Here is a 25991-nt window from a genome sequence, read left to right as displayed (position 1 = left end):
ACTGCTGCCCGCCCGGACGCGGCCGGCGTTTGGGGGCCGGAGGGTGCGGCGATTCCGGGCGGTGTCCATGGGGATGGGGGGGTCAGGCGACGGGGATGACCGGGATGACGCCCTCGCGGTGCACGGTGCCCTCGATGAGGCCGTACATCCGGTCGGCGGCGTAGTAGACCTCGTTGTCGTTCTTGAGGCCGAAGGGCTCCAGGTCGACGAGGAAGTGGTGCTTGTTGGGCAGCTCCAGGCGGACTTCGTCCACCTCGGCGCGGTTGTTGAGGACCCGGGTGCCCATCGAGTGCAGGGTCTGCTGCAGCGAGTAGGAGTAGGTCTCGGCGAAGGCCTCCAGCAGGTGCCGCCGCACGTGGGTGTAGGAGCGGTTCCAGTTGGGCTGGGCCTCGCCGTCCCGGCCGTCGTAGCCGTACTTCCAGCGGGCGGTGACCTGGGTGGCGAGGATGCGGTCGTACGCCTCCTGCAGGGTGGTGTACCTGTCCTTGATGTAGCCCCAGAACTCCGAGTTGGTGGAGTTCATGACGATGAGGTCCTTGAGGCCGGAGACGACCTGGACGGTCTCGCCGTCGTAGACGATCTCGGTGGTGCGGGTCTCCTGGCCGTTGCGGACGAAGGAGTGGCCGACCTCCTCCGAGCCGATGAAGCGGGCCGAGTTGTCCGGCGTCCTGATCCGGTCCCAGACGTACTCCTCGATCCGGATCCGGGCGCTGTGTACGACGCCGCGCTCGGTGTCGTCGACGAAGTGGCGGGCCAGGATGATGCCGAAGGCCTCGGCCGACTCGATCCCGTGCTCCTTGGCGAAGGCGTACACGGTGTTCTTGGTGGTGTCGGTGGGCAGGCAGTTGGTGTTCGACCCGGTGAGGTGGACGTCCTCGAACTCGCCCCGGAGGGAGACCGAGACGTTCAGGTCCTTGATCTCGTGCCGGGTGGAGTCGCGGTAGACCCGCACGATGCGGTTCTCCGCCTTGCCGTACTGGTTCTGACCGAGCACGTGGGCCATGACGTGGCTCCTAGAGCTTCCAGGTCGGTCTACTAGCTTCCGCGGTAGACCGAGTATCCGAACGGGTTGAGCAGCAGCGGCACGTGGTAGTGGTGCTGCGCGGGCGCGACCGTGAAGACGATCGAGACCTCGGGGAAGAACGGCGGCTCCGCGGACTTGAGCGCGTAGTAGGCGCGGGTGTCGAAGAGCAGCCGGACGACCGAGCCCGCCTCCACGGCCGGCAGGTCCTTGGCCCGGCCGTCGGAGTCCGTGGCGGAGGTGCCGAGCACCTGCCAGCCACCCTCGGTGTGCAGTGCGAGCTCGACCGGGACGCCCTCGGCCGGACGGCCGAGGCTGGTGTCGAGCACGTGGGTGGAGATGCCAGTCATGGGTGAAGTGGCCTTACTGATGGCAGAGGTGATCGTTCGTCAACGAATGCTAACGATCCGTCAGGCTTTGTCAGGCTTCGTCGGGCTTCGTCAGGATCCGTCGAGCAGGCGATTGAGCCGGATGTCGTTGATCTTGCGCAGTTCGCCCCGGACGACCTCCGCCTCGGTGGCGGCGTCGTTGGGGTGGCGCTCGCGCAGCGCGGCGAGCATGGTGGCCGCGGTGCGGCCGGTCGCGCAGATCAGGAACACGTGGCCGAACTTGGCCTCGTAGGCGGCGTTGGCCTCGTGCAGTGCGTCGAGGAGGGCCTGGTCCACGCCCTGGATGCCGGCCTGCTCCCGTTCCGAGGCGGCGTCGCCGGTCTTGGGCTCGCCGATCCGGGCGTGGCCGGCCATCGCGTCGTGCAGGTCGGCGACCGTCAGCCCGGTCATCGCCGCCGCGTTGGCGGTGAGCAGGGACTCCCGGTCGGGCCAGGGCCTGGTCCGCGCGACGTCGGCGGACCAGCGGGGGCTGGAGCAGACCTCCAGCAGGACGGCCTCCAGGTCCGCGGCGTCGGCCGCGGTCAGGGCGTCAAGGGTGTGGGGGTGGTTGGTCACGGGTGGACCTCCTGAAGAGTGGTGCCACCCGCACAAGCTAGATCCACCCCACCCGGTCGTCAACACTTTGTTGAACGGTTGGTGGTTACGTTTTGGACCGGTCGCCGTTGCCGGCGCGATTCGTGTGCGATTCGCCAAGTGCGCCCCGCCGGGGGCTGGTTCAGACTGGCCGCGCCGGCGGGGTCGGTCCGTTCGGAAGGTTTCCGTCGGGGGGAAGTCCTGGAGGAATCGACAGGGGTCAGGAGGGCTTCGAGCCGTCCTGGCGGTTGAGGTAGTTGTACACCGTGAAGCGGCTGACGCCGAGCGCGGAGGCGACCGTCTCGACCCCGTGGCGGACGGTGAAGGCGCCGCGCTCCTCCAGGAGGGCGACGACCCGCTGCTTCTCCCAGCGGTCCAGCTCGGCCAGCGGGCGGCCGTCGAACTGGCGGGCCATCTCGGCCAGCAGCCGGTCCAGCGCGCTGCTCAGGTGCGGCAGCCGGACGGCGAGCGCCGGGGTGCCCTCCCACTCCAGGACGACGTCCTCGGACTTCGCCTCGTCCAGCCCGACTGCCGTCGCGCCGACCGCGTCCAGCAGCGGCTTGATCGCCAGGGCGAGCGGGTGTTCCACGTGCTGGGTCACGGCGTACCGCCCTCCTCGCCGAGCACGCTGACCTGGACCGAGATCCGGGTCGCGCCCGCGTTCAGGGTTTCCCGGAGCAGCTTGGTCACCGCGGCGAGGACCTGGTCGGCCTCGCCCTCGGCGCCGGTCCCGAAGGGGCCGACCGAGACTGCCAGGCCGGCCTCGTCGACGACCTGGCGGGCCGCCGCGGCGTGCTCGGGGAACGTGTCCAGTTCGAACGGTTCTGTCGTGAACTCCACCATCAATCGCACGTGCTCACTGTAGCGAGCACCGGTGCGGGCGGGTGGGGGTCGGTCGATCCGACGGCGGCGGTGCTGGCGGGAGGGGGTTTCCGGGCCCGCTTCCTGGCCCGCCGTGAGGCCCGCCTCCCGACTCGCCTCCTGACTCGCCTCCCGACTCGCCTCCTGACTCGCCTCCCGACTCGCTTCCTGACTCGCTTCCGAGCTTCTTCAACAAAATGTTGCGACGGTCTTGACACTCGCTCGCCGAGCCGGAGATGCTTCCACTGCGCAGAATCCCTCTTCCGGATCGTGGAAGTTGCGGATCTCGGAAGAGAGTGAGAGGTGAGTGACGTGACGGCCGCTTCCCGGCACAGCTTCACGGTCAACCTGTCGATCCTGTTCGGCGAACTGCCGCTGCTGGAGCGCCCCGCCGCGGCCGCGGCCGCCGGTTTCACCGCCGCCGAGCTGTGGTGGCCCTTCGGCGCCGAGCCCACCCCGTCCGAGGCCGAGCTGGACACGCTCCGCAAGGCCTTCGGCGACGCGGGCGTGCGGCTCACCGGCCTCAACTTCCTGGACGACCTCACCCTCGGCGCCCGCGGTACGGTCTCGGTGCCCTCCGAGAAGGACCGCTTCCGGGCCAACGTCCCGGTCGCCGCGGGGCTCGCCGCCTCACTCGGCACCAAGGCGCTCAACGCGCTGTACGGCAACCGGGTCGAGGGCGTCGAGGCCGCCGAGCAGGACGCACTGGCGCTGGAGAACCTGGTGCTCGCCGCCAGGGCCGCGCACGGGATCGGCGCGATCCTGCTGGTCGAGGCCCTCAACAAGGCCGAGTCCCCGGACTACCCGCTGGTCTCCGCCGCCGTCGCGGTCGAGGTCGTCGACAAGGTCAACGCCGCCACCGGCCTGGGCAACGCGAAGTTCCTCTGCGACCTGTACCACCTGGCCAAGAACGGCGAGGACCTGCCGGCCGTCATTGATGCCTACGCCGACCGGTTCGGCCACGTGCAGATCGCCGACAACCCGGGCCGCAACGAGCCCGGCACCGGCGGACTGGACTTCGAGGATCTCTTCGCCCGGCTCACCGCGGCCGGCTACACCGGCCCGATCGGCCTGGAGTACCGCCCCTCCACCGGCGTCAGCGCCGACAGCTTCGGGTGGCTGCCGCGCGAGCACCGCGCCGCCGAGTAGGCGGGCTCCGCGCCGCCGCGTGAGCGAAGTACCGAGCCGCCGCGCAGGCGAGGTGCAGTGCCGCCGCGCCAGCGAAGGACCGCGCCGCCATGCAGGCGAAGTGCAGTGCCGCCGCCGAGCAGGCGGGCCCCGCGCCACCGGGCAAACCAGGCCCACAAGCCTCCCCACCCCACGAACGACGTAAGGAACGACGCGATGAGCCGCAAGATCGCCTTCATCGGCCTCGGCATCATGGGCAGCCCGATGGCCGCCAACCTGGTCAGGGCCGGCCACCACGTCACCGGTTACAACCTCACCCAGCCGCAGATCGACGCCCTGGTCGCGGCCGGCGGCCACGGCGCCACCAGCATCGCGGACGCGGTGAAGGACGCCGAGGTCGTCATCACCATGGTCCCGGCCGACCCGCACGTCGAGCAGGCCATCCTGGGCGAGGGCGGGGTGCTGGAGAACGTCAGGCCCGGCACCCTCGTGATCGACATGTCCTCGATCACGCCGCAGACCTCCCAGAAGGTCGAGGCGGCCGCCAAGGAGAAGGGCGTGCGCACCCTGGACGCCCCGGTCTCCGGCGGCGAGGCCGGTGCCGTCGAGGCGGTGCTCTCGATCATGGTCGGCGGCGCCGCCGAGGACTTCGCCGAGGCCAAGCCGCTGTTCGACGTGCTGGGCACCACGGTCATCCACGTCGGCCCGTCCGGCGCCGGCCAGACCGTCAAGGCCGCCAACCAGCTGATCGTCGCCGTCAACATCCAGGTGCTCGCCGAGGCCGTGGTGTTCCTGGAGAACGCCGGCGTCGACCTGCCTGCCGCGCTGGACGTGCTCGGCGGCGGCCTGGCCGGTTCGACCGTGCTGAACCGCAAGAAGGCGAACATGATCGACCGCGAGTTCGCCCCCGGCTTCCGGATCGACCTGCACCACAAGGACATGGGCATCGTCACCGACGCCGCCCGCGCCGTGGGCGCCACGCTGCCGGTCGGCGCCGTGGTGGCCCAGCTGGTCGCCTCCGCCCGCGCCAACGGCGACGGCTCGCTCGACCACTCGGCGCTGCTGCGCGGTGTCGAGCGCCTCTCGGGCCGCGAGGTCAAGTAGCGCCCCGGGGCCCCTAGGGCCCCCGCGAACTCCTCCTGGTGGCGTGTACCTCATCCGGTCGTGCCCGCGCCACCAGGAGGCCAGGCCCGACCGGCAGGCGGGATCGGGGCTCATCCGCCCGCCCGCCGGTCGATCCAGCCGGTGATGCGTACTCCCCTGTCGGGGGCACTTCGGTCGTGCCCGTACGCCTCGCCCGGCCCCCTCCCCGCCGAGGGGAGCCTCTCGTACGTCGGAAGCGGGACGAGGGGAACGGCGGGGAGGGGGCCGCACCCTCCCGCCGGGAGGCGCACCTCCCGGCGGGGGGTCGCACCCCTCGGCGGGGGGTCGCACCTCCGGAGCACCCGGGCCCATGCTTGGCACAGGCTGTCGAAACATCGCCAGACCCCGTACGGAAGTGAGGACCGCACCATGCCCGTCACCCCCCACCAGGGCCATGTGGTCGTAGCTCCCGACAAGTTCAAGGGCACCCTGGAGGGCGCCGAGGTCGCCGCCCGGATCGCCGCCGGCGTCCGCCGCGCGGCGCCCGGCGTCGAGGTGCGCGAACTGCCCGTCGCCGACGGCGGCGAGGGCACCCTGGCCGCCGCGCTCGCGGCCGGCTTCACCCGGGTCCCGGCCAAGGTGGCCGGCCCGACCGGCCTGCCGGTGGACGCCGCGCTGGCCGTGCGGGACGACACCGCCGTGGTCGAGCTGGCGCAGTCCTCCGGACTCGCCCGGCTCCCCGGCGGCCGCACCGCCCCGCTGGCGGCCGGCTCCTACGGCGTCGGCCAGCTGATCGGCCGGGCCGTGGCGCTCGGTGCCAAGCGGATCGTGCTCGGTCTCGGCGGCAGCGCCTGCACCGACGGCGGCGCGGGCATGGTCCAGGCCCTCGGGGTCCGCCTGCGCGACGCCGAAGGCACCGAACTGCCGCCCGGCGGAGCCGCGTTGCGCAGGCTCGACCGGATCGAGCCCGGCCCGCTGGCCGACGTGCTGGCCGGCGTCGAGATCGTCGTGGCCTGCGACGTGGACAACCCGCTGCTCGGCCCGCGCGGCGCCACCGCCGTCTACGGCCCGCAGAAGGGCGCCGACGGCGACGACCTGGTGATCCTGGAGGAGGGCCTGACCCGCTTCGCCGACCAGGTCGCCCTGGCCACCGGACGGGACGTGCGCGACGCCCCCGGCGCTGGTGCCGCCGGCGGGGTGGGCTTCGCCGCCCTCGCGCTGCTCGGCGCCACCATGCGACCCGGTATCGAGCTGCTGCTCGAACTGCTGGGTTTCGACGAAGCCGTGCGTGGGGCACGCCTCGTCGTGACCGGTGAGGGCTGTCTGGACGCGCAGACGCTGCACGGCAAGGCCCCCGCCGGCGTTGCCGCGGCGGCCACCCGGGCGGGGGTTCGGGTGGCCGCCGTGGCGGGGCGGCTGGAACTGTCCGAGCCCGAGTGGCGGGCCGCCGGGTTCGCCGCCGCGATCGCCCTCACCGACCTCGCCGAGCAGCCGGGGGACAGCATGACCAGGGCCGGTGAGCTGGCCGAGCTCGCGGGGGAGCGGTTGGCGGGCGAGCTGCTGTCCGGCTGATCCCTCGTACGTTCATCCATTGACGTTTTGTTGAAGGCGGGCCTAGGCTCCCGGCAATCCTTCGCTCCCCGCCCGGTTCCCCGCCCGGTTCCCCGCCCGGTTCCCTGCCCGGTCACCTCCCGGTTCCCTCCCGGCGCCCACCCCCAACTTCCAGGTTTCGGAGGTCTCCCATGCCTTTCAGCCAGCCAGCGGTGATCCGCTCCCGACGGGTGGTCCTGCCCGACGGTGAGCGCCCCGCCGACGTGCTGATCCGGGACGGGAAGATCGAGCGGGTCGCCGCGTACGGCTCGCTCCTCGCGGGCGAGCGCCCCGACGGCAACGGCGACGGCAACGGCAACGGCGGCCTCGCCGACCTCGGCGACACCGCCCTGCTGCCCGGCCTGGTCGACACCCACGTGCACGTCAACGAGCCCGGCCGCACCGAGTGGGAGGGCTTCGCCACCGCCACCCGGGCCGCCGCGGCCGGCGGCGTCACCACGATCATCGACATGCCGCTCAACTCCATCCCGCCCACCACCACGGTGGACGGCCTGGTCGCCAAGCGGAGGACCGCCGACGGTCAGGCCTGGGTCGACCTCGGCTTCTGGGGCGGCGCCGTCCCCGGCAACGTCCCGGACCTCGCGCCGCTGCACGAGGCCGGCGTGTTCGGCTTCAAGAGCTTCCTCGCCCCCTCCGGCGTCGACGAGTTCCCGCACGTCGAGGCCGCGGACCTGGAGGCCGCGCTGGCCGAGCAGGCCCGGATCGGGGCGCTGGCGATCATCCACGCCGAGGACCCGGCCGTGCTGGCCGCCGCCCCGCAGCAACCCGGCGTCCACTACCGCGACTTCCTCGCCTCCCGCCCCGCCGACGCGGAGACCGCCGCCGTCGCCGTCCTGCTCGACACCGCCCGGCGCACCGGCGCCCGCGTCCACATCCTGCACGTCTCCTCCGCCGCCGTGCTGCCGCTGCTGCGTCAGGCCCGCGAGGACGGCGTCCAGGTCACCGCCGAGACCTGCCCGCACTACCTGACCCTGGCGGCCGAGCAGGTGCCGGACGGCGACACCGCCTTCAAGTGCTGCCCGCCGATCCGCGACGAGACCAACCGCGACCTGCTCTGGCAGGCACTGGCGGCCGGGGAGTTCATCGCCGTCGTCTCCGACCACTCGCCCTCCACCCCCGACCTCAAGCTGCTGCCCGAGTACGGCGGCAGCGGCGACTTCGCGGCCGCCTGGGGCGGCATCGCCTCCCTGCAACTTGGCTTGCCAGCGATCTGGACCGAGGCCCGCCGCCGCGGCCACGGCCTCGCCGACGTGGTCCGCTGGATGTCCGCCGGACCGGCCGAACTCGCCGGCCTCACCGGGATCAAGGGCGCCATCGCGGCGGGCTGCGACGCCGACCTGGTCGCCTTCGACCCCGACGGCGAATTCGCCGTCCACCCCGGAGAGTTGCACCACCGCAACCCCGTGACCCCGTACGCGGGCCGGACGCTGACCGGCGCGGTCCGCACCACCTGGCTGCGCGGCCGCGCGGTGGACGTGGCGGCCGAGCCCTTCGGCCGCCAGCTCACCCGGCCCGCCGCCGCTCCCACCACCCCGTCCGATCGCCCGTCCTGAGGAGACTTCGTGACCACTGCCGACACCCCGAGCGCTCCCTTCACCGAGTTGGTCAACCTGGCCTCGCGGCTGCTCGGCGCGGGCGTCGTCGCCACCAACGAGGACACCTTCGCCGACGCCGAGAACCTCCTGGTCGCCAAGCCCGCCGAGTTCCGCCCGCACACCTTCGGCCACAAGGGCCAGATCATGGACGGCTGGGAGTCCAAGCGCCGCCGCGGCGTCTCCGCCGACCAGCCCCACCCCACCGACCGGGACCACGACTGGGCGATCGTCCGGCTCGGCGTCGGCGGCGTGGTCCGCGGCCTCGTGGTGGACACCGCCCACTTCACCGGCAACTACCCGGAGAGCGCCTCCGTCGAGGCCGCCTCCGTCCCCGGCCACCCCTCGCCCGAGGAACTGGCGGACGCCGAGTGGACCACGCTGGTGCCGCGCACCCCGCTCCAGGGGAACACCGCCCACGAGTTCGCCGTCGAGGACGCCGGCCGCTACACCCACGTACGCCTCAACATCTTCCCGGACGGCGGCGTCGCCCGGCTGCGCGTCCACGGTGAGGTGCTGCCCGACCCGCGCGAACTGGACGGCCTCACCTTCGACCTGGCCGCCCAGGAGTACGGCGGCGTGGCCGAGGCGGCGTCCGACCGCTACTTCTCCTCCCCGCACAACCTGAACGCTCCCGGTCGCGCCTCCGTCATGGGCGAGGGCTGGGAGACCCGGCGTCGGCGCGACAAGGCCAACGACTGGGTGCAGATCGCCCTGGCCGGGGGCGGTGAGGCCCTGGCCGCCGAGGTGGACACCACCCACTTCGTCGCCAATGCCCCCGGCTGGGCCGACCTCGTCGGCTTCGACGCCTCGACCGGGGCGGACCCGGCCGACGGCGAATGGTTCGAGATCCTGCCCCGCACCCGCCTGCAGCCCGACACCCGGCACCGCTTCCGGCTCGACGCCGGCCGCCCGGTGACCCACGTGCGCATCAACGTCTACCCGGACGGCGGCCTCGCCCGCCTGCGGCTCACCGGCCGCCTCACCGAGGCCGGCCGCGCGGCCCTCGCGCTGCGCTGGTTCAACGCCGTCCCGGCCGCCGAGGCCGCCACGGCCCTCACCGAGGCCGGCCTGACCGCCGACGAGGCCGCCGCGCTGACCGCCGCCCGCCCGCTGGCCGGCCAGGCCGCGGTCGCCACCGCCGTCGCCGCGCTCCAGCCCGCCGACGGCCCCGACGGCGGGCACTCCTCCCGCCGCCGCTCGGCGGTCTGGCGCCTGCTCGGCGCCTGACGCCCGCGCGGTGATCCGGCGGCCGTTCGGCGACCCGCCGGTGCCTTCTCGGCGACCCGACGGCGGCCGTTCGGCGACCTGGCGGCGGCCGGTTCGGCGACCTGACGGCCTGCACGGTGAACTGACGTTCCGTCACACCACTCTCCACGCACCACTTTTATCGACACCTGAAGGACCTTCCATGTCCAAGATCCTGACCACGGAGTCCGGCGCCCCGATCGCCGACAACCAGAACTCGGCCTCGGCCGGCGCGTACGGCCCGCTGTTGATCCAGGACCAGCAACTGCTGGAGAAGCTGGCCCGCTTCAACCGCGAGCGGATCCCGGAGCGCGTCGTGCACGCCCGCGGCTCCGGCGCGTACGGCTACTTCGAGGTCACCGACGAGGTGTCGAAGTACACCCGCGCGGGCTTCCTCTCCGAGGTCGGCAAGCGCACCGAGGTCTTCCTGCGGTTCTCCACCGTGGCCGGGAACCTGGGCTCCAGCGACGCGGTGCGCGACCCGCGCGGCTTCGCGCTGAAGTTCTACACCGAGCAGGGCAACTACGACCTGGTCGGCAACAACACCCCGGTGTTCTTCATCAAGGACCCGCTCAAGTTCCCCGACTTCATCCACTCGCAGAAGCGCGACCCGTACACCGGCGTGCAGGAGGCGGACAACGTCTGGGACTTCTGGGCCCACTCGCCCGCCTCGACCCACCAGATCACCTGGCTGTTCGGTGACCGCGGCATCCCGGCCTCCTACCGCCACATGAACGGCTACGGCTCGCACACCTACCAGTGGGTCAACGCCGAGGGCGACGCCTACTGGGTCAAGTACCACTTCAAGACCAACCAGGGCATCCGCTCGCTGGACGGCGACCAGTCCGCCGAGGTGCTCGGCGCCGACGCCGACTCGCACCAGCGCGACCTGCACCAGGCCATCGAGCGCGGCGTGTTCCCGTCCTGGACCCTCTACGTCCAGCTGATGCCGGTCGCCGAGGCCGCGGACTACCGCTTCAACCCGTTCGACCTCACCAAGGTGTGGCCGCACGCCGACTACCCGCTGGTCAAAGTCGGCCGCCTGGTGCTCAACAAGAACCCGGAGAACGTCTTCGCCGACGTCGAGCAGTCCGCGTTCTCGCCGAACAACTTCGTGCCCGGCATCGGCCCCTCCCCGGACAAGATGCTCCAGGGCCGACTGTTCGCCTACGCCGACGCCCAGCGCTACCGCCTCGGCGTCAACCACACCCAGCTGCCGGTGAACGCCCCGCGCGCCACCGAGGCGGACAACTACGGCCGCGACGGCCTCCACGCCGTCAACAAGTCCGGCCGCGGCAGGAACTACGAGCCCAACTCGGACGACGGCCCCGCCCAGACCGACAACGCGCTCGCCGCGCCGGTCCGGCTGGACGGCTACACCGGCACCTACACCACGCCGGCCCACACCAAGGACGACGACTTCTTCCAGGCCGGCGAACTGTACCGGCTGATGTCCGCGGGCGAGAAGACCCGCCTGATCGACAACATCGCGGGCTTCCTCGCCCAGGTGAGCCGCGACGACGTCGTCGAGAGGAACCTCGCCCACTTCCACGCCGCGGACGAGGAGTACGGCGCCCGCCTGGAGGCGGCCGTCGCCAAGCTGCGGGCGGGCGACGAGGGTTGAGCCACCCCGCCCCGGTGCGCCACGCGTGACGCCCCGCTGACCGACTGACCCACCCTCACCGGCCGCCGGGGCCCCGCAACCCGGCGGCCGCCGGACGGGCCCCTCCCCCAGGGCAGTGGGGGAGGGGCCCGTCGTGCTTCCGGCCGGTACCCGTTCCTCCAGGTGTCCGGCGGGTGCTCCACGGAATGTTCACGGATATTCACGGACGGCAGTCGCCGGGCTCGCCGGGTCGATAGGCTGGAGGGCGCCCGCGGTCGCTCCGTGGGGGGACATCGGAAGGGGACGACATGTCGACACCAGCCCCGGGTCGCCACGCCGCGCTGGACCAGGGCCTCGCCGGCCCGTTCACCTCCCTGCAGCACGCCCTCAGACTGCTGGAGGCCGTCGACCGGCACCCTGACGGCGCCACCCTGGTCGCCCTCGCGCGGGAGACCTCGCTCGGCCTGCCGACCGTGCGGCGGCTCGCGGAGATCCTGGAGATCGAGGGCTACCTCCAGTGCCAGGACGGCGGTTGGGTGCTCGGCGGCACCTTCGCCCTGCTCGGCCAGCACAACCGGGAGCAGCTGGTGAAGGCCCGGCTGAACCGCAAACTCGCCGAGCTGCGGGACGAGTTGGGTGCGGCCGTCTACTTCACCCGCTACCACGACGGGGAGTTGTCGGTGGAGGCGGTGTCCGCGGCCGAGTACGCGCCGGCCGTGCAGGAGTGGGTGGACTTCCGGGCCACCGCGCACGCCAGCGCGATCGGCAAGTGCCTGCTCGGCCAGCTCGACGCGGACGCGCGCTGGGACCACCTCTCCCGCCACCCGGTGGCCCGGCTGACTTCCCGGACCGTCACCGACGCCGACCAGCTGATGCACCGGCTGGAGCGGCAGCCGGCCACCGTGCCGGTGCTGGACATCCAGGAGTACGCGCTCGGCACGGTGTGTGCGGCCGTCCCGATCACGGCGGGCAGTACGGTCGGCTGCCTGGCCACGTCGATGCCGGTGGACAACGTGCACAAGCTGAAGGCTGCCGCCGAACTGCTGGCGGCCCGGGCGGCGCCGCTGATGCTGGCGATGGCGGTCTGACGGCCGGCGTCGTTCCCGTGGGCCCCGCCGGATCCGAGTGATCCGGCGGGGCCCGCGCGTTTGTTCGCAGACGTTTCCGCCGGCCGCCCCGGCGTGCATCACTTATTAGACTCGATGTCGATAAGAGTCGCCGAAACCCTTGTCCCGGCCGCTACCCGCGAGTACGTTTCCCTGAGTCGAGCCGCCGCCCCGAGGTCAGGAGGGCCCGCCGTGCCCCGCTCCACCCCCGTCCCCGCCCTTGCCGCCCCCGCCGTGCGCGTCCACGACAGCCTCGTCCTCGAACCCCGGGACGTCCGCTTCGACTGGGCCCGGCTGCCGCTGCACTGGATCCCCGACGAGCCGATGGCCACCCACGTCATCAACGTGCTGCACCTGCTGCTGCCCGAGGGCGAGCGCTGGTTCGTCAAGGTGTTCAAGGAGGCGCTGCCGCTCGTCCGGGACGAGCAACTGCGCGATGAGGTCCTGGGGTTCATCGGCCAGGAGGCCATCCACGCCGAGGCGCACCAGGAAGTCCTCGACCACCTGCTCGGCCAGGGGCTCGACCCGCGCCCGTACGTCCGGCAGATCGCCTGGCTGTTCCAGCGCGTCCTCGGCGACAAGCCCGGGCTCAGCCCCGCGCGGCGGCGCGAGAACATCATCGAGCGGGTCGCCTTCGTGGCGGCGATCGAGCACTTCACCGCCTTCCTGGGCAACTGGGTGCTCAACTCCCCGGGCCTGGACCGCGCCAAGGCCGACCCGACGATGCTCGACCTGCTGCGCTGGCACGGCGCCGAGGAGGTCGAACACCGCAGCGTCGCCTTCGACCTGATGGTCCACCTCGACCCCGGCTACCTGCGCCGGGTCCGCGGCATGGCCGTCTCCGGGCCGCTGCTGGTCCACCTCTGGGTGCGCGGCGTCCGCTTCCTGCTCGCCGCCGACCCCACCCTCGACGGACGGCTCAAGCCCACCTGGCGCGAGGCCGGCAAGATCGCCAAGCGCGGACTGCTGCCCGACCCGGTCCGGTCGATCCGCTCCGGCCTGCGCTACCTGCGGCCCGGCTACCACCCCACCCAGGAGGGCTCCTCCAGTCAGGCCCTCGGCTACCTCGCCGCCTCCCCGGCCGCCCGCGCGGCAGCAGTGGGCCACTGACAAGGGGTCAAGTGACAGAGTTCAGATAACAGATAACAGAAGACGTTATCTGTTATCTGAACTTTGAAATCTGAAACTTGTCACCTGTCGCTCGCGCCCCCTCCCAGACGCCAAGGACCGCCGGATGGACCTGCTCAACCCGCCCCCCGACCTCTACGGCCGCCCCCGCGCCGACACCTTCATGCGCCGGCTCACCGCCTTCGGTGACCGCTACACCCCGGCCCTCGGCAGCCCCCTGCTGCGCCGCAACCCCCGCCGCCCGCTCAGCCGCCCCGCCCCGCCGCTCCAGCTGGTCGTCGCCGCCCGCCGCCAACTCGCCTCCGACGTCGTCGAGTTGCGACTCGCCGACCCCTCCGGCGGCCCGCTCCCCGGCTGGCAGCCCGGCGCCCACCTGCGCCTCGCCCTGCCCTCCGGCCGCGAGCGCCACTACTCGCTCAGCGGCGACCCCGCCGACCGCACCGCCTACCGGATCGCCGTGCGGCGACTGCCCGAGGGCGGCGGCGGCTCCGTCGAGATCCACGACACCCTGCACCCCGGCAGCCGCCTCACCGCCCGCCGCCCGCGCAACGGCTTCGCCTTCTGCGCCGAGCCCGCCGTCCTGCTGCTCGCCGGCGGCATCGGCGTCACCCCGCTGCTCCCGATGGCCCGCGAGGCGCAGCGGCACGGCCTGGACTGGCGCCTGGTGCACGTCGGCCGCAGCGCCGACACCCTCCCGTACACGGACGAGCTGCGCGCCCTCGACCCGCGCCGGGTGGTGCTGCGCACCGACGACGAGCACGGCGTGCCGACCGGCGCCGAACTGGTCGCCCACGCCCCGCGCGGCGCCGCCGTCTACTGCTGCGGCCCGGCCCCGATGCTCACCGCCGTGCAGCGAGCCCTGGGCGAATCCCCGTCCACCGCCCTGCACTTCGAGCGCTTCGGCGCCGCCCCGGTCACCGGCGGCGAGCCGTTCACCCTGCGCCTGGGCGCCGACGGTCCGGCGCTGGACGTCCCCGCCGACCGCTCCGCCCTGGACGTGCTGCGCGAGGCCCGTCCCGACCTCCCGTACTCCTGTCACCAGGGTTTCTGCGGCACCTGCGAGGTCCGCCTGCTGGCCGGTACGCCCGAGCACCGGGACCGCCGCCTCACCCCCGAGCAGCGCGCCGCCGGCGCCGTGCTGCCCTGCGTCTCCCGGGCCGCCGAGGGCGAGACCCTGGTGCTCGACCTGTAGAAGGAGCCCCGATGGCGAACCCCCCGACCTTCCCCTACGACGAGCGCGACCTCGCCCGCTTCCGCGAGACCCAGCAACTCGCCTACCACTGCGCCGAACAGGTCGCCGCCTGGATCGAACCGGGCGTCACCGAGCGCCAGGCCACCGCCGAGCTGCGCCGCCGCCTGGTCGCCGCCGGGGTGCAGGACTTCTTCCACGTCCCGTTCGCCTGGTTCGGCGACCGCACGGCCTTCCGGCACTTCCACACCCCGCTGCAGTTCTTCGCCGGCAACCGCCGCCTGGAGGAGGGCATGCCGTACGTCCTGGACTGCGCGCCCATCGTCGACGGCTACACCGCCGACATCGGCTACGGCGGCAAGGTCGGTGAGAACCGGGTCTGGGACCGCCTGGCCGCCGACCTCCAGGTGTACCGCGAGCTGATCCTCGCCGAGGTGCGCGCCCGCAGGCCGCTCAACGAGGTGTACGCGGCCGTGGACGCGCAGATCGCCGCGCACGGCTACGACAACCGCCACCAGGTCTACCCGGGCCGGGTGATCGGCCACCAGGTCACCCGCACCACCGTGCGCGGCCCGGCTGGCGTCAACGTCTTCGGCTTCGGCGTGCGCACCCTGCAGACCCTCGGCCGTGAGCTGGTCTCCGAGCGCCTGCACGGCCGTTCACCGCTCTGGGCGGACGGCCGGTCGTCCCGGCACGCACCCACCCCGGGCCTGTGGGCGGTCGAGCCGCACATCGGCTTCCGCGGCGTGGGCATCAAGTTCGAGGAACTGCTGGTGGTCACCGAGGACGACGCCCACTGGCTCGACGACGACCTGCCGCACGTCCGCCGCTGGACGGCGGGCGCCGCCCACGACGTTGCCCTGGAGGCCGCCCGATGACCACCCCCGCCGCAGACGCCCCGAAGACCCCGGACGCCCCGAAGGCCCCGAAGGCCCCGAAGACCCCGGACGCCCCGAAGGCCCCGAAGGCCCTGGACCCCGCAGACGCCCCGAAAACGCTGCACGCCCCACCCGTGCGCCGCCGCACCGTGCACTCCGACGGCCTCCCGCTCGCCGTCTTCGAACAGGGCGACCCGGACGCCCCCACCGTCCTCCTGGTGCACGGCTACCCGGACACCCACGCCGTCTGGGACGACGTCGCGGCCGACCTCGCCCGCGACCACCACGTGGTCCGCTACGACGTCCGGGGCGCCGGCGAGTCCGGAGCCCCCGCCACCCGGGACGGCTACCGGCTGGAGCGCCTGGCCGCCGACCTGTTCGCGGTCGCCGACGCCGTCAGCCCCGACCGCCCGGTGCACCTGGTCGCCCACGACTGGGGCTCGCTGCAGTCCTGGGAGGCCGTCACCGCGCCCGGCTCCGAGCGGCGGCTCGCCTCGTACACCACCATGTCCGGCCCCTGCCTGGACCACATGGGGTACTGGCTGCGCCACCGGATGCGCCGGCCCACCCCGCGCCACCTGCGCCAACTGCTCCACCAGGGCCTGCACTCCTGGTACATCACCGCCTTCCACCTGCCCTTCCTCGCCCCGGGCGTGTGGCGCCTGGGCCTGGCCCGGGCCTGGCCGCGGGTGCTGCGCGACCTGGAGCAGGTCACCCCGCGGCCCGACCACCCGCAGCCCAGCCTGCGCCGCGACGCCGTCCGCGGCATCGAGCTGTACCGGGCCAACTTCCGCCCCACGCTGCGCAGTCCGCGCGAGCGGCCGACGCAGGTGCCGGTCCAGCTGATCACCCTCACCCGGGACCGCTACGTCGCCCCCTTCCTCTCCGAGGGGCTGGAGCGCTGGGTGCCCGAGCTGACCCGACGGACGCTGCACGCCGGCCACTGGTCGGCGCTGCTGGAGAAGGGAGCCACCGTGGCCGAGATGGTCCGCGAGTTCACCACCCGCATCGAAGGCGGGACTGCCGAGCCGACCCGGGAGCAGGGCGACGGCCGACTGGTCGTCGTCACCGGCGGCGGCAGCGGCATCGGCCGCGCCACCGCGCTCGCCTTCGCCGAGGACGGCGCCCGCGTCGTGGTCTGCGACCTCGACCTCGCCGCCGCCGAGCGCACCGCCGAACTCGCCTCGCTGCTCGGCCCGCAGGCGCACGCCTACCGGGTGGACGTCGCCGACGGTGCGGCGGTGGACACCTTCGCGCAGGCGGTCGCGGCGGAGCACGGGGTGCCCGACGTGGTGGTCAACAACGCCGGCATCGGCCACTCCGGGACGTTCCTGCAGACCACCGAGAAGGAGTGGCAGCGCGTCCTGGACGTCAACCTCTGGGGCGTCATCCACGGCTGCCGCGCCTTCGGCACGCTGATGGCCGACCGCGGCCGGGGCGGTCACCTGGTCAACGTCTCCTCGGCCGCCGCCTACCTGCCGTCCAAGGCGCTCACCGCGTACGCGACCAGCAAGGCCGCGGTGTTCATGCTCTCGGACTGCCTGCGCGCCGAACTCGCCGGGCACGGCATCGGCGTCTCCACCATCTGCCCGGGCATCGTCAACACCAACATCACCCGCACCTCCACCTTCTCCGCGACCACCGCCGACCAGCAGGCCGCCAAGCAGGCCCGCGCCGCCCGGCTCTACGCCCGCCGCGGCTTCCCCCCGGAGAAGGTCGCCACCGCCATCCTCACCGCCGTCCGCACCGGCAAGCCGGTCGTCCCCGTCACCCCCGAGGCGAAGGCCGCCCGCTTCCTCTCCCGCCTCAGCCCCGGCCTCCTGCGCCTGGCCGCCCGCCTCAACGTCACCTGAGCGGCCCCTGCGGGTCTGCGATATCGGATAGCCTTGTTCTTGATATCGCAGACCCCGCTGTGCTTCGGGAGGTTGACCATGGCCCGTACCGTGATAGACGTCAACGACGAACTTCTGGCCGAGGCCGCCGAGATCCTCGGTACGACGACCAAAGTCGCCACCGTCAACGCCGCCCTTCAGGACCTCGTGAAGCGCCGCAAGCGTGAGGCCTTCATGACCTGGCTCGCCGAGGGCGGTCTGCCCGACCTCACCGGACCGGTGGACAAGGGTGAGTGAGCGCTTCCTGATCGACAAGTCGGCCTTCGCCCGCTACTCCAAGCCGGCGGTCAGGTCGGTGCTCAGTCCGCTGATCAGCAGAGGGCTGGTCGCGACCTGTGGCGCTGTCGAGCTGGAGATCATGGACAGCGCCCGGTCCAAAGCCGACGCCGTTCGGATTCGAGAGGGCCTGGGTGCCTTCGACTGGCTGACTACGCCCGACGAGGTGTGGGACCGCGCCATCGAGGTGCAGGCCCTCCTCACCGGCGCCGGCAACTGGCGGGCGCTGTCCGTGGCGGACCTCGTCATCGCCGCCACCGCCGAGCGCCACGGCGCCACCGTCCTGCACTACGACGGCGACTACGACATGATCGCCGCCGTCACCGGTCAGCCGGCCGAGTGGATCGTCCCGCCCGGGACGGCGGACTGAGCGTCTCACAGGGCCTGTGAGAGCATCGAGGCCCATGGAGATGACAACGGCTCTGTGGTCCTTCGCCCTCGTCGTGGGGCTGCTCACGCTCACACCCGGGCTCGACACCGCGCTGGTCCTGCGGACCTCCGCGCTGGGGAGGCGGCGGCAGGCGTGGGGGGTGGTGCTGGGAATCCAGACCGGGACGCTGGTCTGGGGGACGCTGACCTCGGCCGGGGTGACGGCGCTGCTGACCGCCTCGCAGGTGGCGTACGAGGTGCTGCGCTGGGGCGGTGCCGCGTACCTGGTGTGGATGGGCGTCGGCATGCTGCGCAGCCGGGGCGGGGAGGCGGCGGTCGAGGAGGAGCCGGCCGAGGGCGGCTTCGGGTACGGCTGGCGGCGCGGCACGCTGACCAACCTGCTGAACCCCAAGGTCGGGGTGTTCTACGTGGCCGTGCTGCCGCAGTTCATCCCCGCCGGGGCCCCGCACTTCGCCGCCGGGGTGGCGCTGACCTGCGTCCACGTGGTGGAGGGCGTGCTGTGGTCGACCGTCCTGGTCGGCTTCGCCCAGGTGCTGCGCGGCTGGCTGCGCCGCCCGGCTGCCCGGAGGCTGATGGACCGGGTGACCGGCGCGGTGGTGGTGGGCTTCGGCGTGAAGCTGGCGCTGAGCGACTGACTGCGGGCCTCAGGCGGCGTGCGTCCGCTGCGCCCGGGGTTCCTCGGGGGCGGCCGGCTCCTCGTGGTGGATCGGCCCGTCCCCGGCGCTGAGCGGCAGGCAGCTGCCGCCGCGCCGGTGGGCGATGATCTCGGCGGCGACGGACACCGCCGTCTCCTCGGGGGTGCGGGCGCCCAGGTCGAGGCCGATGGGGGAGCGCAGCCGGCCGATCTCGGCGTCGGTGAGCCCGACCTCGCGCAGCCGCGCCTCGCGGTCGCGGTGGGTGCGGCGCGAGCCCATCGCGCCGACGTAGCCGACCGGCAGCCGCAGTGCGCGTTCCAGCAGCGGGATGTCGAACTTGGCGTCGTGGGTGAGCACGCAGAGCACGGTGCGCCCGTCGATCCGGTCGAGCTGGGAGTCGAGGTAGCGGTGCGGCCAGTCGACGACGACCTCGTCGGCCTCGGGGAAGCGCCGCTGCGTGGCGAAGACGGGCCGGGCGTCGCAGACGGTGACGCGGTAGCCGAGGAAGCGGCCGATCCGGACGACGGCGGCGGCGAAGTCGATGGCGCCGAAGACGAGCATCCGCGGCGCGGGCACGTAGGACTCGACGAAGCAGGTGACGGTGCCCTGGCCGCGGTCGTCGCAGGGGCGTCCGTCGAGGCCGAGCACGATCCGGCCGGTGCGTCCGGCGTCGAGCATGGCCCGGGCCTCGGTGACGACCGCCCGTTCCAGTGTGGTCAGGAGGTGTCGCGCGGGGCGCGTCGCCGGAGGGGTGGCGGCGGGCGACGGCTGGGCGGTCGAGGGGGCGGGGGAGAGGGCGCCGTGGTGGGCGTCGGCGGTGACGGCGACGGTGGCGCCGAGGAGTCCGCCGGGCCCGGCGATCACCCGGGCGAGCGCGACCGGGGTGCCGGAGGCGATGTAGGCGATGCCGGCGTCGAGTCCGTCGTCGGCCCCGGGCAGGATCGGCTGGACGAACACGTCCAGGACCCCGCCGCAGGTCAGGCCGACGGCGAAGGCGTCCTCGTCGCTGTAGCCGAACCGCTCCAGCACGGGCTCGCCGGATTCGATGGCGGCCTGGCACAGCTCGTAGACCGCGCCCTCGACGCAGCCCCCGGAGACGCTGCCGATCGCCTCGCCGGCCGCGTCGACGGCCAGGGCCGCCCCGGGGTCGCGGGGCGCGCTGCCGGAGACGCCGACGACGGTGGCCACGGCGAAGGCGCGCCCGGCCGCGTGCCAGGCCTGCAACTGCTCGGCGATGTCCTGCATGTCCGGGAGCTCCTTACACAAGCGAGGGTAGACGGGAGGGGCCGCCGTACGGGAAACGATTCCCGCACGGCGGCGGTGCGGTTGGGTCCTGTCCGGTCGATCTTGGCCCGGCAGGATCGGCCGGACAGGACCCGGGGCGTGTCCGACGATGCGCGGCGGATCAGCGTAGGGCGTCGCGCGCCCGACGGGAACGGCCGGACACTCCCTAGTGCACGCCCAGCCAGGACTTGATCGGGGTGAGCGCGAAGTAGACCACGAAGACGCCGGTGAGGATCCACATCAGCAGGCCGGGCTCGCGCCACTTGCCGGTGCCCGCCTTGATGACCGTGTACGAGATGACGCCTGCGGCGACACCGGCGGTGATGCTGTAGGTGAACGGCATCAGGGTGCAGGTGAGGAAGGCCGGGATGGCGACCTCGCGGTCGGACCAGTCGATGTGCCGGGCCTGGCTCATCATCATCGAGCCGATCACGACGAGGGCGGCGGAGGCCACCTCGGTGGGGACGATCGCGGCGAGCGGCGAGAAGAACAGCATCAGCGCGAACACGCCGCCGGTGACGGTGGAGGCGAGGCCGGTGCGGGCGCCGTCGCCGACACCGGTGGCCGACTCGACGAAGACGGTCTGGCCGGAGGCGCCCGACAGGCCGCCGATGGCGCCGCCGGCCCCGTCGATGAACAGGGCCTTGGAGAGGCCGGGCATCCGGCCCTGCTTGTCCGCCAGGCCGGCCTCGGTGCCGACGCCGATGATGGTGGCCATCGCGTCGAAGAAGCCGGCCAGCACCAGGGTGAAGACGGCGACCGAGGCGCTGATGGCGCCCAGGCCGTGGCTGCCGAAGGCGCCGAAGAGGTCGACGTGGCCGAAGAGGCCGAAGTCGGGCGCGGAGACCGGGCTGCCCGGCCACACCGGGGCGGAGCTGACCCAGGTCTTCGCGGGGAGGTCGGCGACGGCGTTGATGACGAAGGCCACCACGGTGCCGCCGGCGATGCCGATCAGGATCGCGCCGCGGACGTTGCGGGCCAGCAGGACGAAGATCGTCAGCACGGTGAGGCAGAAGACCAGGACGGGCCAGCCGGCCAGTTCGCCGAAGGGGCCGAGCGCGAGCGGCGTGGGGCCTCCGGTGTGCACGAACCCGGCCTTGACCAGGCCGATCAGCGAGACGAAGAGGCCGATGCCGATGGTGATGGCGTGCTTGAGCGGCAGCGGGATGCCGTTCATGATCTTCTCGCGCAGCCCGGACACGACCAGCAGGACGATCAGCAGGCCGTAGATCACGCACAGGCCCATGGCCTGGGGCCAGGTGGTGTGCGGTACCACCAGCGCGGAGATCACGCCGGAGACCGAGAGCCCGGCGGCGACCGCCAGCGGGACGTTGCCGACCACGCCCATCAGGATCGTGGTGACGGCGGCGGCGAGCGCGGTCGCGGTGGTGAGTTGCGCGTCGTCCAGCTTGAGGCCGTTGACGTCGGCGCCGCTCAGGATGATCGGGTTGAGCAGCACGATGTAGGCCATCGCCATGAAGGTGGTGAGGCCGCCGCGGATCTCGTTGCCGAAGGTCGATCCCCGGGCCGTGATCTTGAAGTACGCGTCCAGTGCGTTCTTCGGCGCGGTGGCCGGGGCCGACGTGGGGGCGTCGTCCTCGGTGGGTCTCTCTTCCGTGGGGACGGGTTCCGTGAGGTTGTGTTCCGTGGGGCTGTGTTCCGTGGGGATCTGGGTCATGTCCACTCCCAAGTGTCAAAGGGGGTTGGGGTGGGCGAGCCGACCTGACTGCCAGTCAACGAGGTTGGCGCAGGGGGACTGCTCGACTCACTGGGCGCACTGTGGCGGTGCCCGCGGTGCGTGGGTGGTGCGCACCGCTGCAGAACCCCGGCGTGGGAGAGGCAGCGGGATGGTGCGGCCGCGTGTCGGCGGGTGGTGCACGCGAGTGGGGGTGGCACGGTGGTGCGGCCCCGGGGCGGCGGGGAAGGCGGTCGCCGCCCCGGGGAGGTCTCTTTTCCCTGGCCGTCAGGTCCCGGGAGCGTCAGGCCCCAGGAGCCCCAGGAGCCCCCGGGGCCCCCGGGGCCTCCGTGGTCAGGTGCTCGGGCCGGACCGGGATCCGGTTGAGCGCCAGGCCGGTGGCGTTGCGGATGGCGGCCACGATCGACGGCGTCGCCGACACGGTCGGGGCCTCGCCGACGCCGCGCAGCCCGTACGGGGCGTGCGGGTCGGGCAGTTCGAGGATCTCCACCGGGATCGGCGGGGTGTCGAGGATGGTGGGGATCAGGTAGTCGGTGAAGGAGGCGTTGCGCACCTTCCCGTCCCGCACGATGATCTCCTCCATCACGGCGAGGCCGAGCGCCTGGGTGCAGCCGCCCTGGATCTGGCCGACGACGGAGAGCGGGTTGAGCGCCTTGCCGACGTCCTGGACGGCGGTGAGCTCGACGACCTTGACCAGGCCCAGTTCGACGTCCACGTCGACCACCGCGCGGTTGGCGCAGAAGGTGTACTGGACGTGGCCGAAGCCCTGCCCGGTCTCCTTGTCGAAGGGGACGGTCGGGCGGTGGTGGTGCTCGCGGGTGAGGTCGATGGCCTCGTCGCCCAGCAGGTCGACCATGGGGACCAGCACGCCGGCGCTCTCCGAGACGACCTTCCCGGCGATCAGCGTGATGTCGCCGTGGGTCCAGCCGTAGCGGCGGCGGCCCTTCTCGATCAGCGCCCGCCTGACCGCCTCGGCGGCCAGCTTCACGGCGCCGCCGGTCATGTACGTCTGGCGCGAGGCGGAGGTCGAACCGGCCGATCCGACCTCGGTGTTGGCCGGGTGGATGGTGACCAGCTCGACGCCCAGCTCGGTGCGGGCGATCTGGGCGTGCACGGTGACGCCGCCCTGGCCGACCTCCGCCATCGCGGTGTGGACCATGGCGACGGGCTCGCCGCCGATCACCTCCAGACGCACCCGGGCGGTGGAGTAGTCGTCGAAGCCCTCGGAGAAGCCGACGTTCTTGATGCCGACCGAGTAGCCGACGCCGCGCACGATGCCCTCGCCGTGCGAGGTGTTGGACAGCGCCCCGGGGAGCTGGCGCACGTCCAGGTGCTCGGTGTCCAGCGGCGGCGGCAGCGGCATCTCCTTGGCGCGCCGGAGCAGTTCGGCGACCGGGGCGGGCGAGTCGATCTGCTGGCCGGTGGGCATGCAGTCGCCCTCGGACATGGCGTTGAGCTGCCTCAACTCGACCGGGTCCATGCCGAGTTCGAAGGCCAGCTTGTCCATCTGCGACTCGTAGCCGAACGCGGCCTGGACGGCCCCGAAGCCGCGCATGGCGCCGCAGGACGGGTTGTTGCTGTAGAGCGCGAGGGCGTGCATCCGCACGTTCGGGATCACGTACGGGCCGTGCCCGAGCGAGGCCGCGTTGCCGACCACGGCGGGCGAGGCGGAGGCGTACGCGCCGCCGTCCAGCACGATCCGGCAGTCGGCGAAGACCAGCTTGCCGTCGCGGGTGGCGCCGTGCTCGTAGTGCATCCTGGCCGGGTGGCGGTGCACGTGGCCGAAGAAGGACTCGTCGCGGGCGTAGACGATCTTGACCGGCTTGCCGGTGTGCTGGGCCAGCAGGCAGGCGTGGATCTGCATCGACAGGTCCTCGCGGCCGCCGAAGGCGCCGCCGACGCCGGCCAGGGTGAGCCGGACCTTCTCCTCGGGCAGGTCGAGCACCGGGGCCATCTGCTGGCGGTCGACGTGCAGCCACTGGGTGGCGATGTAGAGGTCGATGCCGCCGTCCTCGGCGGGCACCGCGAGGCCCGACTCGGGGCCGAGGAAGGCCTGGTCCTGCATGCCGACCTCGTAGTCGCCGCTGACGATGACGTCCGCGAGCGCGCGGACCTCGTCGGTGACGCCGAGGCCGGAGACCAGCCGCTGCTCGTGGCAGATGTTGCCGTACCCGTGCGACTTGTACTCGTGCGGCTCGTGCACGTAGCCGTGCGTGGCGGGGTCGAGGCACTGCTCCTCGGTGACGATCGGGGTGAGCACCTCGTACTCGACCTTGATCTTCTTCACCGCGCGGCGGGCCGTCTCCGGGTGGTCGGCCGCGACCAGCGCGATCGCCTCGCCGTGGTAGCGGATCTTGTCGATGGCCAGGGCCGGCTGGTCCTGGATCTCCAGGCCGTAGTACTTCGCGCCGGGGATGTCCTGGTGGGTGAGGACGGCGTAGACGCCGGGCACCTTGAGCGCCTCGGAGATGTCCACCGACAGGATGTCGGCCCGGGGGTGCGGCGAGCGCAGCGCCATGCCCCAGAGCATGTCCTCGTGCCACAGGTCGGAGGAGTACGCGAACTCGCCCTTGACCTTGAGGTGGCCGTCCGGGCGCAGCGGCGAGCCGCCGATGCCGTCCTTGCTGGCCTGCCGGATGTCCTGGAGGTTCTTCTGCCCCTGGATGGTGCGGGTGGTCATCGCGAAACGGCCTTTCCGGCGCACGTGCGGGCGGATGCCAGCCGCACCGCGTCCATGATCTTCTCGTAGCCGGTGCAGCGGCAGAGGTTGCCCGACAGCGCCTCGCGGATGTCGTTGTCGCTCGGCTGGGCGTCCTGGTCCAGCAGCGCGTCGGTCTGCACCAGCAGGCCGGGGGTGCAGAAGCCGCACTGGACGGCGCCGGCGTCGATGAACGCCTGCTGGACGAGGCCCAGTTCGCCGTTCTCGTCGGTCAGGCCCTCGACCGTGCGCACCTCGCGGTCCTGCACCTGGCCGGCCGCGACCAGACAGCTGCAGACCGGCACGCCGTCCAGGTAGACCGTGCAGGAGCCGCACTCGCCCTGCTCGCAGGCGTTCTTCGAGCCCGGCAGGCCGACCCGCTCGCGCAGCACGTACAGGAGGCTCTCGCCCTCCCAGACGTCGTCCGCCTCGACCGGCTTGCCGTTGGCGGTGAAAGTCACCCTCATGCCGCGCTCCTGATCTGCTTGCGGTAGTCGTTCCAGGTCCAGGTGAGGGTGCGGCGGGCCATCACGGCCAGCGCGTGCCGGCGGTAGTCGGCGGTGCCCCGGACGTCGTCGATCGGCGAGGCGGCGGCCTTGACCAGCTCGCCGAAGCGCTGGACCACCTCGGCGCCCAGCAGGTCGCCGGACTCCCAGAGACCGCGCTCGGCGAGCACGCCCCGCAGGTACTCCTCGGCCTCGACGGCGCGGCGCGGCGTGGGGGCGGCCGAGCCGATGCCGGTGCCGACGGTGCCGTTCTTCGGGTGAAGGGCGAAACCGAAGGCGCAGACCGCGATCACCATGGCGTTGCGGGTGCCGATCTTCGAGAACTGCTGCGGGCCGTCCGCCACCGGGATGCGCACGGCCCGGATCAGCTCGTCGGCCTCCAGGCTGTTGCGCTTCACGCCGACGTAGAAGTCGTCGATCGGGATCAGCCGGGTGCCGCGCACGGAGGCGGCCTCGACGAGGACGTCCCGGCCGGCCGCCAGCAGCGCCGGGTGGGAGTCGCCGGCCGGGGAGGCCGCGCCGAGGTTGCCGCCGACGCCGCCGCGGTTGCGGATCTGCGGCGAGCCGACGGTGTGGGCGGCCAGCGCCAGCCCGGGCAGCGGTCCGGACAGCTCGTCGATGATCCGGGCGTAGGGGACCGAGGCGCCGAGCCTGACGACGGCGCCGTCGTTCGACCACTGGGTGAGCTCGGTGATGCGGTTCAGATCGAGAATCGCGGATGGCCGGTGCACGTCGAAGTTCAACTCGACCATGACGTCCGTACCGCCCGCGATGGGCAGCGCGGTCGGGTACTCGGCCTTCGCCGCGAGTGCCTCGTCCCAGGTGGCGGGCCGAAGGAACTCCATGCGGGTGTCTCCTCAAGTCGTCGCCTGCCGGACGGGTGGGCACACTGCCCGGAACTCGGTGTCCGGACCTCTCACCAACCGCTTCGTCGCCTCCGCGTCGGGCGGCCCCGGTCACCGGGCTGTGTCCGGCGGCGTGTCGCCCAGTGAACCGCCGGGACGGGGCCCACTGGCAGTCACCGATGGCATGAAGCCCCGGCTGTACTCCCGCCCGGCATCCTGTACGTTCCTCTAAGGAGAGGAATTCCGCAGCCCAGGTGTTTCACCAGGTGCTACCTACGACCGTAATCCGGCCGTGATTCGCAAGCGACGGGCCCGTGATCCGGTCGCCCGTCCGGACGTGACGACGAGTACGGATGTTC

The 25991-nt window shown here is 72.6% G+C and carries 24 protein-coding genes; 14 read left to right on the top strand and 10 right to left on the bottom strand.

Annotated elements, in window-relative coordinates; genetic code table 11:
* Positions 1-82: 82 nt before the first annotated feature.
* From pucL to ACIPLC_RS14450, 5 genes are all read right to left on the bottom strand, one after another.
* Positions 83-1003 carry a factor-independent urate hydroxylase gene (pucL, locus tag ACIPLC_RS14470; RefSeq protein WP_400473291.1) on the bottom strand — a complete coding sequence of 307 codons (921 nt, stop codon included), beginning with the start codon at positions 1001-1003 and terminating at the stop codon, positions 83-85.
* Positions 1004-1035: 32 nt separating this feature from the next.
* Positions 1036-1371, bottom strand: a complete 336-nt coding sequence (uraH, locus tag ACIPLC_RS14465) for a hydroxyisourate hydrolase (RefSeq protein ID WP_400473290.1) — start codon at positions 1369-1371, stop codon at positions 1036-1038.
* 90 nt (positions 1372-1461) lie between these two features.
* Complete coding sequence (gene uraD, locus ACIPLC_RS14460) at positions 1462-1965, bottom strand: 2-oxo-4-hydroxy-4-carboxy-5-ureidoimidazoline decarboxylase (RefSeq protein ID WP_400473289.1); 504 nt, start codon at positions 1963-1965, stop codon at positions 1462-1464.
* A 238-nt stretch (positions 1966-2203) separates the two neighbouring features.
* Positions 2204-2584, bottom strand: a complete 381-nt coding sequence (locus ACIPLC_RS14455; protein ID WP_400473288.1) for a helix-turn-helix domain-containing protein — start codon at positions 2582-2584, stop codon at positions 2204-2206.
* Entirely contained in the window at positions 2581-2826 is a 246-nt protein-coding gene (locus ACIPLC_RS14450; RefSeq protein WP_400473384.1) for a thiamine-binding protein, read from the bottom strand. Before ACIPLC_RS14450 ends, ACIPLC_RS14455 begins: the two co-directional genes overlap by 4 nt.
* A gap of 321 nt (positions 2827-3147) precedes the next feature.
* On the opposite strand from ACIPLC_RS14450, the gene ACIPLC_RS14445 reads away from it, so the two are divergent.
* The 14 genes from ACIPLC_RS14445 (at position 3148) to ACIPLC_RS14380 (ending at position 18603) form a co-directional block, all read left to right on the top strand.
* On the top strand, positions 3148-3993 hold the full coding sequence (locus ACIPLC_RS14445; RefSeq protein WP_400473287.1) for a TIM barrel protein: 846 nt from the start codon (positions 3148-3150) through the stop codon (positions 3991-3993).
* A gap of 57 nt (positions 3994-4050) precedes the next feature.
* Entirely contained in the window at positions 4051-5076 is a 1026-nt protein-coding gene (locus ACIPLC_RS14440; protein ID WP_400473286.1) for a 2-hydroxy-3-oxopropionate reductase, read from the top strand.
* A gap of 408 nt (positions 5077-5484) precedes the next feature.
* A complete protein-coding gene (locus ACIPLC_RS14435) occupies positions 5485-6627 on the top strand; it encodes a glycerate kinase (RefSeq protein ID WP_400473285.1) in 1143 nt (380 codons plus the stop codon).
* 170 nt (positions 6628-6797) lie between these two features.
* A complete protein-coding gene (gene allB / locus ACIPLC_RS14430) occupies positions 6798-8219 on the top strand; it encodes an allantoinase AllB (RefSeq protein WP_400473284.1) in 1422 nt (473 codons plus the stop codon).
* Between the two features lie 9 nt (positions 8220-8228).
* Positions 8229-9488, top strand: coding sequence for an allantoicase (gene alc / locus ACIPLC_RS14425; RefSeq protein ID WP_400473283.1), 1260 nt, complete (start codon positions 8229-8231; stop codon positions 9486-9488).
* 181 nt (positions 9489-9669) lie between these two features.
* Positions 9670-11130 carry a catalase gene (locus tag ACIPLC_RS14420; protein ID WP_400473282.1) on the top strand — a complete coding sequence of 487 codons (1461 nt, stop codon included), beginning with the start codon at positions 9670-9672 and terminating at the stop codon, positions 11128-11130.
* A gap of 287 nt (positions 11131-11417) precedes the next feature.
* Entirely contained in the window at positions 11418-12197 is a 780-nt protein-coding gene (locus ACIPLC_RS14415) for an IclR family transcriptional regulator (protein WP_400473281.1), read from the top strand.
* 210 nt (positions 12198-12407) lie between these two features.
* Positions 12408-13325 carry a metal-dependent hydrolase gene (locus ACIPLC_RS14410; RefSeq protein ID WP_400473280.1) on the top strand — a complete coding sequence of 306 codons (918 nt, stop codon included), beginning with the start codon at positions 12408-12410 and terminating at the stop codon, positions 13323-13325.
* Between the two features lie 124 nt (positions 13326-13449).
* Positions 13450-14535, top strand: a complete 1086-nt coding sequence (locus ACIPLC_RS14405; protein ID WP_400473279.1) for a PDR/VanB family oxidoreductase — start codon at positions 13450-13452, stop codon at positions 14533-14535.
* Between the two features lie 11 nt (positions 14536-14546).
* On the top strand, positions 14547-15410 hold the full coding sequence (locus tag ACIPLC_RS14400; protein ID WP_400473278.1) for a M24 family metallopeptidase: 864 nt from the start codon (positions 14547-14549) through the stop codon (positions 15408-15410).
* Positions 15407-17263 carry an SDR family oxidoreductase gene (locus ACIPLC_RS14395; protein ID WP_400473277.1) on the top strand — a complete coding sequence of 619 codons (1857 nt, stop codon included), beginning with the start codon at positions 15407-15409 and terminating at the stop codon, positions 17261-17263. The genes ACIPLC_RS14400 and ACIPLC_RS14395 overlap by 4 nt, the downstream gene beginning before the upstream one ends.
* A gap of 78 nt (positions 17264-17341) precedes the next feature.
* Positions 17342-17539: a type II toxin-antitoxin system VapB family antitoxin gene (locus tag ACIPLC_RS14390; RefSeq protein ID WP_400473276.1), complete on the top strand. Its 198-nt coding sequence runs from the start codon at positions 17342-17344 to the stop codon at positions 17537-17539.
* Positions 17532-17948, top strand: a complete 417-nt coding sequence (locus tag ACIPLC_RS14385) for a PIN domain nuclease (protein ID WP_400473275.1) — start codon at positions 17532-17534, stop codon at positions 17946-17948. Before ACIPLC_RS14390 ends, ACIPLC_RS14385 begins: the two co-directional genes overlap by 8 nt.
* 34 nt (positions 17949-17982) lie before the next feature.
* A complete protein-coding gene (locus ACIPLC_RS14380) occupies positions 17983-18603 on the top strand; it encodes a LysE family translocator (RefSeq protein ID WP_400473274.1) in 621 nt (206 codons plus the stop codon).
* Positions 18604-18612: 9 nt separating this feature from the next.
* Here ACIPLC_RS14380 and ACIPLC_RS14375 read toward each other — a convergent pair whose 3' ends face one another.
* The 5 genes from ACIPLC_RS14375 to ACIPLC_RS14355 form a co-directional block, all read right to left on the bottom strand.
* On the bottom strand, positions 18613-19848 hold the full coding sequence (locus ACIPLC_RS14375) for an XdhC family protein (protein ID WP_400473273.1): 1236 nt from the start codon (positions 19846-19848) through the stop codon (positions 18613-18615).
* Positions 19849-20053: 205 nt separating this feature from the next.
* A complete protein-coding gene (locus ACIPLC_RS14370) occupies positions 20054-21565 on the bottom strand; it encodes an NCS2 family permease (protein ID WP_400473272.1) in 1512 nt (503 codons plus the stop codon).
* Between the two features lie 301 nt (positions 21566-21866).
* The gene (gene pucD, locus ACIPLC_RS14365; RefSeq protein ID WP_400473271.1) at positions 21867-24263 is read right to left on the bottom strand and encodes a xanthine dehydrogenase subunit D; all 2397 of its coding nucleotides are present in this window, start codon (positions 24261-24263) and stop codon (positions 21867-21869) included.
* Positions 24260-24748 (bottom strand): (2Fe-2S)-binding protein, encoded by a 489-nt coding sequence (locus tag ACIPLC_RS14360; protein ID WP_400473270.1) that lies wholly within the window; start codon positions 24746-24748, stop codon positions 24260-24262. The genes pucD and ACIPLC_RS14360 overlap by 4 nt, the downstream gene beginning before the upstream one ends.
* Complete coding sequence (locus tag ACIPLC_RS14355) at positions 24745-25632, bottom strand: FAD binding domain-containing protein (RefSeq protein ID WP_400473269.1); 888 nt, start codon at positions 25630-25632, stop codon at positions 24745-24747. Before ACIPLC_RS14355 ends, ACIPLC_RS14360 begins: the two co-directional genes overlap by 4 nt.
* Positions 25633-25991: the final 359 nt, after the last annotated feature.

This window comes from Kitasatospora sp. NPDC086801 (assembly GCF_044745805.1).
Classification (GTDB): domain Bacteria; phylum Actinomycetota; class Actinomycetes; order Streptomycetales; family Streptomycetaceae; genus Kitasatospora.
Note: the sequence above shows the minus strand (reverse complement) of the source record. Positions and strands in the feature narration are given on the sequence as shown.